The sequence below is a fragment of the Phenylobacterium sp. genome, from assembly GCF_036263695.1.
In the GTDB taxonomy this organism is placed as follows: Bacteria; Pseudomonadota; Alphaproteobacteria; order Caulobacterales; family Caulobacteraceae; genus Phenylobacterium.
In genome coordinates this window covers 1-6779 of record NZ_DATAGM010000393.1, presented here as the reverse complement: position 1 = coordinate 6779, position 6779 = coordinate 1, and the positions used below count along the sequence as shown (strand labels likewise).

Genomic DNA, 6779 nt, shown 5'->3' with positions numbered 1-6779 from the left:
GAGAGCTCCGGCGCGGTCGGCACGCTCACCTCGATCTCGTCGCCCGGATAGAAGCGGTAGGGCGGCTCGTACTCGGTCCAGTCTGAGTAGGTGATGTCGGGGAACCGGTCGGAGGCGGCGCTCGCCTGGCCAACCGGCGCGCCCGCCGTGGCGCAGCCGCTCAGCAGCGCGGCCGAAAGACCGGTGAGAAGGAGGAATCTGCGACTTTGCCCCATGACCCCGAGGGTTAACGGAAATGGGTAACGAAGCCTTAAGCGCGGATCGCCAGGGTCCAGGGGTGGGGCTACTCTCGTACCGATTCCATGGCTGACGCAGCGATCGCTTCGACGATGAGGCCGCGAGGGGCGTCTGCGCCTTCGTGGACCGCGCGGCCGCGCTATGCGCCGAGCGACATCCCGGTGCTGCTGTGGCGCGAGCGCTGGCTGATGGCCGGCGTGTTCGCCGCCATCTTCATCCCCCTGCTGCTGGTCGCCGCCCTGCTGATCAAGCCCAGCTACCCGGCCTACGCCAGCGTGCTGGTGCGGCTGGGCCAGGAGTATGTCTACGAGCCTCGGGCGGGGGACGCCGGCCGCGGCGCGGTGCCCGAGCCCGACCAGCTGATCCAGGCCGAGACCGAGATCCTCGGCAGCGAGGCCCTGAAGCGGCGAGTGATCGACAAGATCGGACTGGACAAGATCGATCCCAAGCTCGCCGCCAAGTACGCCAAGGCGACCCCGGCCGAGCGGCGCAAGATCATCGGCGGCGTGGTGCGCAGCTTCGAGCAGAACCTGGCGATCGAGACGGCCCCGGACACGCCGGTGATCCGCGTCGGCTTCGAGCACAAGAACCCCGAACTCGCGGCGCTGATGCTCAACACGCTGATCGAGGAGTACCTGGTCTATCGGCGCAACGTGCTGATCGACCCCACCTCGCCCGTCATCGAGCAGCAACGGATCATTTTCCAGCAGCGGCTGGCCGACGCCGACCAGGCCTACCAGGACTTCCTGGTCAACAACCGCATCGGCGACTTCGTGGCCGAGAAGGCCTCGCTCTCGCAGCTGCAGGCGCAGATCGAACAGCAGAAGCTGCAGACCGAGGCGCAGCTGCAGGAGCGCACTGCACGCCTCGGGGCGCTGCAAAGCCAGCTCGGGCAGGTGGCGGCCGAGGTGGGCCTCTACCGCGATCTCAACACCGCCGCGTCCGACAAGCTCGCCCAGCTTCGGGTGCAGCGCGAGGACCTGCTGTCCCGATACAAGCCCGACGCCCGGCCGGTGCAGGACGTCGATGTCCAGATCGCCCAGCTGGAGCAGGCGGTGGCCCAGGGCCGCACCACCACCGACGGCGCCCGCCGCTTCGGCGTCAACCCGGTCCGCCAGACGGTGGAGACCGACCGCTTGCAGGCGGCCGCCGAGGTCGCCGCCCTGCAGCGCTCTGTGCAGGCGCTGAACGAGCAACTGCAGCAGGTGATGGACCGCCGGCTGCGGCTCGCCGGCCTCGAGCCCCGCTTCCAGGCGTTGGCGCTGGACCGCGACGTGCTGATGGCCAATGTCCGCGACTTCTCGGTCAAGGAGGAGCAGAGCCGAGCCGCCCAGGACATCGCCTCGCGCACCAACGACAACATCCGCATCGTCCAGCGGGCCGCCGTGCCGACCAAAGGAAAGAGCCTGAAGCGGCCGGTGGCGGCGCTGGCGCTGCTGTTCGCCGGCTTCACGGCCCTTTGCGCCGGACTGCTACGCGGCTTCCTGCGGCCCGGCCTGCCGACGCCGCAATCCGCGTCGCGGACCTTGGGCCTGCCGGTGCTGGGGGCTGCGTCGCTGAAGCCGGTTCGCTGAGCGGCGAGTCGGGCTAGCCTCGCGCCGGAAGCAGGATGTCGGATTGAGCATGGTCGACCTGAGCGCCGAGATGGCCGAGCTGTGGGCGTCGCTCGGCGCGCCGGCCGCCGGCGCCGGCCGCCTGGTCCAGTTCATCGCCGCGCGCCGAGCGGAGGGGACCTCCACCGTCGCCCGCGAGTTCGCCCACTTCGCCGCCCGGCGGGCCGGCCGCAGCGTCTGGCTGGTCGACCTCGACCTGCTCCGCTCCGCTCAGCATGCGGCGATCGCCGCCGATACGGAGCGCTACGGGCCGCTGTCGGCGCCGGCCGGCGCCAGCCCGGACGGCTCGGCCTTCTTCACCGTCCGCCCGCCGGCGCCCGACGCCGAGGGCCGGCCGGTCCCGGACGCGGCTTGGCTCAGCGCCCATCAGGTCGGCGCCGGCCGCCTCTGGGTGACTCGCTTCCAGCGCCAGGCCCTGCAGGGCGGGCGCAGCGTCCACGTCCTGCCGACCCCCGACTACTGGCGCGCGCTGCGGGCCCACGTTGACCTGGTGATCGTCGACTCGCCCGCCGCCGACCGCTCTCAGGCCGGCCTCACGGTCGCGCCGCACATGGACCAGACTGTGCTGGTGGTCGCCGCGGACCAGGCGGACGTCGCCGCTCCGGCCCGGCTCAAGGACGCGCTCCACGGCGCCGGCGGCCACGTCGCGGGGCTGTTCTTCAACCGCGGGCAGGTGGAGGCGCCGGCCTTCCTGAAGGCCCTGCTGCCGTGACCGCGCTGGCGGCGCGGCCGGAGGCCTTCGCGCCGGCCAGGGGCGTGGGCTTCGCCGCCCCGCTCGCCGTGGGCATGCTGCTGATCTACAGCGCCGCCTGGGTGCTGCCGCTGACCCTCGACAATCCCGCCGCGGCCAAGGGCGGGCTGGTCCGCACGCTCTACATGCCGGCCTATGTGCTGGGGTTCGGCGTGTTCCTGATGGCCCCGCTGCGCACGGTGCAGGCGGCGGTCCGCCAGCCGTTCCTGGTGGCGCTGATGGCGGTGGCGGTGCTCTCGGTATTCTGGTCGATCGCGCCGGACCAGAGCGCGCGGCGGGTGTTCGCGGTGGTCTGCACGACGGTCGGCGGCATCGTGCTCGCCGCCCGATTCGGCTGGGCGGCCCTGGCCGAGGTCGCAGCGGCCACCTTCGCCATCCTGGCTGCGGCCGCCCTCGTCGCCGCCGTGGCGATGCCGTCTCTCGGCGTGATGTCGGAGATCTTCCCGGGCGCTTGGCGGGGGCTGTGGCCGGAGAAGAATGCGCTGGGCGGCACCATGACCCTGGCCTTCGTCTGCCTGTCGGCCGCCGCGGTGCTGAACCCCAGGCGGGCGCTGCTCTGGTGGGGCTTCGCGGCCCTGGCGCTGTTCCTGGTGATCATGTCCACCTCCAAGACCTCGCTGGTCTCGCTGCTGCTGGGAGCGGCGACGCTGATGTTCGTCGGCCTGCTGCGGCGCGGGCCGGCGAGCCGGGTGGCGATGGTCTGGCTGGCGGTGGTCGGGCTGATGATCGGGGCCGGCGCGCTGCTGTTCGCCGCCGACGCGATCTTCGAGGTGCTGGGCAAGGACGCCACCCTGACCGGCCGGACCGAGATCTGGGACGCTGCTATGCGTGAGATCGAGAAGCGCCCCTGGACCGGCTACGGCTACGGCGTGATCTGGGACGTGAAGGGGGCCTGGACGCCCTACGCCTGGATGGAGCGGCACGCCGGCTTCTCGCCCGAGCACGCCCACAACGCCTGGATCGAACAGTGGCTGGGTCTGGGGCTGCTGGGCCTCGGCGCCTTCGGCCTGTTCTACATCCAGACGACGGTGCTGACGCTCTGGGCCATGTTCCGCAACGCCGGCGCCTATCTCGCAGCCCCGTTCCTGATCGTCTACAGCCTGACCAGCGTCACCGAGAGCATCGGCTTCGTGTACAACGACCTGCGCTGGGTGTTGTTCGTGGCCATCGCCGCCCGCTTGGCGCTGCCGGATCCAGAACCCGAACATTGATTTTCGGCGCGCCGAAGCCTAGCCTTCGGCGCAACGTCAACCCGCGACGAGAGGAGAGGTCCAGATGACGCCCATTGCCAGCGGCCTTCGCCGCGTCGCCGGACCCTGCCTCTAATCTAGAGAGGCCCCGTCCTTCGGCGGCGCGCGCTGTGAAGCGCCCCAATTCCCACACCGAAGGATTTTCCATTGCTCATCACCTATGGCTGGAGCGATCAACTCCAGCAGGACTTCGCGCCCTTCGCGGCGCAGGGCCTCTCGCCGGCGCGGGTGGTCCTTCAGCAGCGGGGCCGCTTCGGCCTCGTCACCGCCGCCGGAGAGGTTCTCGGCGCCCCGTCCGGCAAGCTGCAGCACGAGGCAGGGCCGGGCGGCTACCCCGTGGCCGGGGACTGGGTGGCGATCCTGCCGCCGGAGGGCGACGGGCTGGCGGTCATTCGCCAGGTCATGCCCCGCCGCACCGAGTTCGTCCGCAAGGCTGCCGGCACCGGCGAGGCGCCCCAGGTGGTCGCCGCCAACATCGACCTGGCCTTCCTGGTGCTGGGCCTGGACGACGACTTCAACCTGCGCCGGCTGGAGCGTTACCTCGCCGCGGCCTGGGAGAGCGGCGCCCGGCCGGTGGTCCTGCTGACCAAGGCGGACAGCCGCGAGGACCTCGAGGGCGTCGTCGCCGAGACGCAGCAGGTCGCCCTGGGAGTGGACATCCTGCCGGTCTCCGCCGTCACCGGCGAGGGGCTGGACGAGGTGAGGCATCGCCTGGGGCCGGGGCTGACCGCCGTGCTGATCGGCATGTCCGGGGTCGGCAAGTCCACCCTGGTCAACGCCCTTTTGGGCGAGCAGCGCCTGGCCACCGGCGAGGTGCGCGAGACCGACGGCCGCGGCAAGCACACCACCACCCACCGCGAGCTGGTGCTGCTGCCGGGCGGGGGCCTGATCCTCGACACGCCCGGGATGCGCGAGCTGGCCTTCTGGGATCCGGGCGGCGGCGTCTCCACAGCCTTCGCCGAGGTCGAGGCGCTGGCCGACCAGTGCCGCTTCCGCGACTGCCGTCACGAGACCGAGCCCGGCTGCGCCGTCCGCGCCGCCCGCGAGGCCGGCGAACTCGGCGAGGACCGCTGGCGCGGCTACGTGAAGCTCCAGCGCGAGCTCGGCCACCTCGACCGCAAGGAGGACCCGGTGGCGAGGGAGGCCTGGCGCAAGCGCTGGATCCACGTGGCCAAGGCCAACCGCAAGCGCGGGCGAGGGCGCGAGCCGGAGGCGGAGGAGTAGGAGCGAGCCGCCGCGCGCCGCTCGGCTACCCGGCCAGCCGCCGCGCGCCTTCGGCGACGGTGACCACCTCCAACCCACCCTCGACAGCGGCGTCGATGAGGCCGGCGAGGGCCGCAGGCGTGCAGCCCCACTGCGAGGGGCTGTCCTGGACGTCGTGGGTGTAGAGGATCAGCCAGGCCTTGCGGGCCTTGGCCTTGTCGAGCCAGCGGCGGGCGGTCGCTTCGCCCTCGGCGCCCTCGATGCCGACCGCCGGCGCCTGGTTCAGGTCGCAGCCCTTTTCGACGAGGCCCGGGTGCAGCGCGCGCAGCAGCCGGAAGCGCGCGGCCAGGATGGCCTTCGGGCCGGCGGCGACGTCGCCGTAGGGATAGGCGAAGGTGGCGGGGAAGGGGATGTCCCAGGCCTCCAGCTGCTCGGCGTTGCGGACCGCCTCGGCCAGGGCCGCGGGGCCGGCGGCCCTGCCGCAGTCGAGGTGGGAGTAGGTGTGGCAGCCGATCTCGTGGCCGGCGGCGGCGAGGCGGCGATAGTCGTCGGCGTCGGCGTAGCGGCCCATCGGCCCCTCCGTCCCGGCCAGCCCCGCGCTGACGTAGTAGGCGCCCTTCAGCCCGCGCGCCTCGAGCAGCTCGGCGCCCCTGCGGGCGGCGCTGACGGGGGCGTCGTCGAATGTGAAGGAGACCATCGGGCGGCCCGGGCTGCCGACGGCGCGCCGGCGGCTAGCCCCGCGGACCATCCGGCGGCGCAGCTTGGCGAGGAGGCTCGTGTCGGCTTGGTAGGCTTGCATCAGACCGCCTCCGCATAGAGGGCCGCGCGGTAGAGTCGCATGGCGAAGGCTCTCGCCTTCACCGGCGCGGCCGGGGCCAGGGCGTAGCGTTTCAGGAGCGGGCGCCAGACCGCGCGCAGGGGCGCCCGCTTCAGCATCCGGGCCGCGCGATAACTGGGATAGTCGCAGACCACCTCCCGGTGGGCGGCGACGACCCGGGCGAAGTTGGCCGCCGATTCCTCGTACTTGCGGGCGATCGTCGCGTCCGGCTCCAGGCCCAGGTGGGTGGCGGTGTTGTCTATGTGGACGATCGGCCAGCGGCGGGCCACGCGCATGGCCCACTCCACGTCCTCCCAGCCCCAGCCCGAAAAGGCCTCATCGAAGGCTTCGGCCTCGAATACGTCGCGGCGGACCAGCAGGTTTGAGGTGAACACCGACTTTTCCGGCGCCAGGCGCCGGCGGCTGGCCGGCAGGCAGTCGCTGTGCAGGGCCATCGTCCGGTGCAGGGCGTGCTCGGGCAGCGCCTGCGCCTGCTTCAGCGAGAAGCCGCCGAACGCCACGGGCGGGTCGCCGGCCTCGATGAGCTCCAGCCAGGCGGCCAGGAAGTCCGGCTCGTCGGGCAGCATGTCGCTGTCGAGGAACAGCAAGTGGGCGGCGCGGGCGTGACGGACCAGCCGATTGCGGCCCTTGGAGCGGCCCTCGTTGCGCGAAAGGCGGATCAGCCGGGCGGGGAGGGGCAGGGCGTCCAGCGCGGTCTGCACCCTGGCGGTCAACGCCTTGTCGCCGGTGCCGTCGTCCAGCAGCACGACCTCGGCCTCGACGCGCTCGCCGCCGAGGGCTGTGAGCAGCGGTGTGGGATCGTCGCCCTTGAACGGGATCAGCACGGAGAGGCGCGGCGCGGCCGCCGTCCAGCGCAGGTTGTCGAACAGGCTCTCGCGGGCCCGGGT

The 6779-nt window shown here is 72.2% G+C and carries 6 protein-coding genes and 1 pseudogene; 4 read left to right on the top strand and 3 right to left on the bottom strand.

All coding sequences use genetic code 11. The features are described from left to right. Positions 1–215: pseudogene (locus VHK87_RS15915) on the bottom strand (polysaccharide export protein); the annotation flags it as partial. A 114-nt stretch (positions 216–329) separates the two neighbouring features. On the opposite strand from VHK87_RS15915, the gene VHK87_RS15910 reads away from it, so the two are divergent. The 4 genes from VHK87_RS15910 (at position 330) to rsgA (ending at position 5075) form a co-directional block, all read left to right on the top strand. Continuing rightward, positions 330–1811, top strand: coding sequence for a GumC family protein (locus VHK87_RS15910; RefSeq protein ID WP_329635871.1), 1482 nt, complete (start codon positions 330–332; stop codon positions 1809–1811). A 49-nt stretch (positions 1812–1860) separates the two neighbouring features. Beyond that, entirely contained in the window at positions 1861–2562 is a 702-nt protein-coding gene (locus VHK87_RS15905; protein WP_329635870.1) for a sugar kinase, read from the top strand. Beyond that, positions 2559–3812, top strand: coding sequence for an O-antigen ligase family protein (locus VHK87_RS15900; RefSeq protein ID WP_329635869.1), 1254 nt, complete (start codon positions 2559–2561; stop codon positions 3810–3812). Before VHK87_RS15905 ends, VHK87_RS15900 begins: the two co-directional genes overlap by 4 nt. Positions 3813–3998: 186 nt before the next feature. Then, positions 3999–5075, top strand: a complete 1077-nt coding sequence (gene rsgA / locus VHK87_RS15895; protein ID WP_329635868.1) for a ribosome small subunit-dependent GTPase A — start codon at positions 3999–4001, stop codon at positions 5073–5075. Between the two features lie 25 nt (positions 5076–5100). On the opposite strand, the gene VHK87_RS15890 is transcribed toward rsgA, so the two are convergent. Next, complete coding sequence (locus VHK87_RS15890) at positions 5101–5853, bottom strand: polysaccharide deacetylase family protein (protein WP_329635867.1); 753 nt, start codon at positions 5851–5853, stop codon at positions 5101–5103. Then, positions 5853–6761 carry a glycosyltransferase family A protein gene (locus tag VHK87_RS15885; RefSeq protein ID WP_329635872.1) on the bottom strand — a complete coding sequence of 303 codons (909 nt, stop codon included), beginning with the start codon at positions 6759–6761 and terminating at the stop codon, positions 5853–5855. The genes VHK87_RS15890 and VHK87_RS15885 overlap by 1 nt, the downstream gene beginning before the upstream one ends. Positions 6762–6779 lie beyond the last annotated feature (18 nt).